The 2,919-nt window shown below is 36.0% G+C and carries 4 protein-coding genes; all 4 read left to right on the forward strand.

Annotated features, from left to right (window positions below):
* On the forward strand, positions 1-471 hold a 471-nt coding region (locus WC622_RS16860; protein ID WP_372820856.1), incomplete at its 5' end, for a class I tRNA ligase family protein.
* Positions 472-607: 136 nt separating this feature from the next.
* Positions 608-1,120, forward strand: coding sequence for an RNA polymerase sigma factor (locus WC622_RS16865; protein WP_372820857.1), 513 nt, complete (start codon positions 608-610; stop codon positions 1,118-1,120).
* 26 nt (positions 1,121-1,146) lie between these two features.
* A complete protein-coding gene (locus WC622_RS16870; protein ID WP_372820858.1) occupies positions 1,147-1,800 on the forward strand; it encodes a hypothetical protein in 654 nt (217 codons plus the stop codon).
* A 139-nt stretch (positions 1,801-1,939) separates the two neighbouring features.
* The coding region (locus WC622_RS16875) for a carboxypeptidase-like regulatory domain-containing protein (RefSeq protein WP_372820859.1) at positions 1,940-2,919 on the forward strand (980 nt) is incomplete at its 3' end.

The following is a 2,919-nucleotide window of genomic DNA, read 5'->3' on the forward strand; positions in this document are numbered from 1 at the left end:
AACGAACCAACAAAAGCAGAATTAAAAGCTTTACATAAAATCATTAAAAAGGTACAAGATGATGTTGAACGGTTTTCGTTTAACACCTCTGTTTCGAGTTTCATGATTGCGGTAAATGAATTAACTGATTTGAAATGTAAAAACTGTGCGGTTTTATCAGATTTAGTTGTGGTGCTTTCTCCATACGCCCCTCATATTTGCGAAGAATTATGGGAACTATTGGGTCACACTGATTTATCTAATACCCCTTATCCTACGTTTAATCCAGCATATTTAGAGGAAAATGAATTTGCATACCCAGTATCGGTAAATGGCAAGATGAAAATGAATTTAAATTTAAGCTTGAGCTTAGACGAAGCAGCGGTAAAGGAAATTGTTTTAGGCAATGAACAAATTCAAGGTTACCTAGAAGGTAAAGAGCCGAAGAAAATCATTTTCGTTAAAGGGAAGATTGTGAATTTGGTAGTGTAAGGATTAATACAAAGGCACGAAGGCCACTAAGAAATGCAATTCACTTTGTTTCTTGGTGGCCTTTGTGGTTAAAAATTTTTCTATTCTTGTGATTTTTCCCACCTTGTTGCGAATAATAGGGAAAGATGATTTAGTAATGCAAGAAAAGTTAACTGCTCCACCCGATTTCCTGACCATCATTGAGGCGAACAAGCGCATTATATTTAAAATATGTAATGCTTATTGCCGCAATACAAACGATCGAGAAGATCTTGCGCAAGAAATAATTTATCAATTATGGAGGTCTTGGGGTAGTTTTAACAACAATTACAAACTTTCAACTTGGATGTATCGGATTGCCTTAAATGTAGCTATTACTTTTTATCGCAAGGAGAAAAAAACGACAAGTACAGTTTTAATGGGCGATCATTTGATCGAAATCGCCGATGAAAATATGGAGGAGTCACTAGAATCAAATTTAACAGCGCTTCAACAGTTTATCAGTGAATTAAAAGAACTAGACAGGGCACTGATGCTACTTTATCTGGAAGAAAAATCCCACAAAGAAATGGCCGAGATCATTGGAATTAGTACTACCAATGTGGCTACGAAAATTGGCAGGATAAAAGAACAATTAAAACAACAATTTAACAAAAACGCTATACGCTAATCGCTTATCGCCCAAACTCATAAAACATGGACAATTTAGAAATTATTAATCTTTGGAAACAATACGATGAGAAGTTAGCAAAGACACTTTCCATCAATCACAAACTAATCAACGAATTGCAACAACAGAAAGCAAAGAATGCACTTAAGCCTGCGAGAAATTATAAACTTTTAGCCATTACAGTGGGTATAGTGTATGCAACCATGATCGCTTATTTTTTATACCACCTAAGCCCAATCGCTTCAGTCTTTATTAATATTTCTGTAATTATTCATTTAGGGGTTACATTAACTGCCGTTGCAATGTATATACGACAAGTTGTGCTTATCAGTGAAATAGATCGCAGCGAAAATATTATACAGATGCAACAAAAATTGGCAAAATTACAAAGTTCTACTGTGCGAGTGATTGCAATTTGTTTCTTGCAATTCCCAGTGTTCGCTACTTGGAATATTAATTTTGAATTAATTAATGAACGACCACTTGCGTTCTGGTTTATTCAAATGCCAATCGTAGCCTTATTTACGTTCATAGGTATTTGGTTCTTTAGAAATATAGATATCAAAAACATGGATAAAAGGTGGTTTAGAATGATGTTCTATGGTGTAGAATGGACCTCAATCTTAAAATCTGGAAAATTTTTAAAAGAGATCGAACACTTCGAAGTAGAAAATTCTTAACCCTTACTCCCTCAATTCCCTTTCACCGTTTAAATCCTACAATTCACCGCTGTTTACAAACCAGCGGACTAAAATCCCTATGTGGCGCTGTAACAAAATCTAAATTTGTAAGACTAATTAACAAACAAACAATATCTAAATGAAATCAATTTTACTTTTTTGCGTGTCTTTACTATTTGTAATTAATGTAAAGGCTCAATTCCCAGGCATGGGCGGTCCAGCTAAGCCAACTGTAGTAGGTCGTATAACTATCACAGTATTAGATTCCGCAACTCAAAAACCTATTGACTACGCTAGTGTTTCACTCACAAAAACTAAAGATAACAAACCAGTTAATGGTGGTGTAACTGACGAGAAAGGGAAAGTAGTATTACAAAATATTGCACCCGACGAATATAAATTGTCAATCGGTTTTTTAGGCTATAAAACCAAAAGCGTTTTGGTAAAAACCACTCCAGAAAAACCAGATCAAAATTTAGGATCAATTTATTTAATTGGCACGGCTAACACTTTAAATGAAGTAACGGTTGAAGGTAAAAAGGCAATGATCGAAAATAAAATAGATCGTATGGTTTATAACGCGGAAGCTGATGCTACAAATGCTGGTGGCGACGCAACAGATGTAATGCGTAAAGTGCCGATGCTTTCTGTTGATATAAATGGAAATGTACAACTACGTGGTAGTGCTGTTAGAGTATTGATCAATGGTAAACCGTCGGGTACAATGGCCAATAGTGTTGCCGATGCGCTAAAAATGATTCCTGCCGATCAAATTAAAAGTGTTGAAGTCATTACAAGCCCCTCGGCTAAATACGATGCAGAAGGCTCTGGTGGTATTATCAATATCATTACTAAAAAGAGCAATGCGCAAGGTGTAAGTGGAAGTGTAAATGCTAGCGCAGGAACACGCCAAAATACAGGTGCATTTAACCTTACCGCTAAAACTGGTCGCTTAAGTATGAATACTGCATTAGGAACAATGCTTGCATATCCTCAAACTTCGAGCGTAGGTTTAACAAATACTACTGTTAGTAACGGAGTTAACAGCACGGTTACCCAGCTTGGCCTATCTGATTGGGCAAGGGAGATGTTCAATGGTAGTTTAGGTTTAGATTATGA

The organism is Pedobacter sp. (assembly GCF_041662865.1).
Taxonomy (GTDB): Bacteria; Bacteroidota; Bacteroidia; order Sphingobacteriales; family Sphingobacteriaceae; genus Pedobacter.

Excerpts from the sequence above, each read along its gene's own strand:
- WC622_RS16870 (WP_372820858.1), top strand. The coding sequence starts at position 1,147 with ATGGACAATTTAGAAATTATTAATCTTTGGAAACAATACGATGAGAAG.
- WC622_RS16865 (WP_372820857.1), top strand. The coding sequence starts at position 608 with ATGCAAGAAAAGTTAACTGCTCCACCCGATTTCCTGACCATCATTGAG.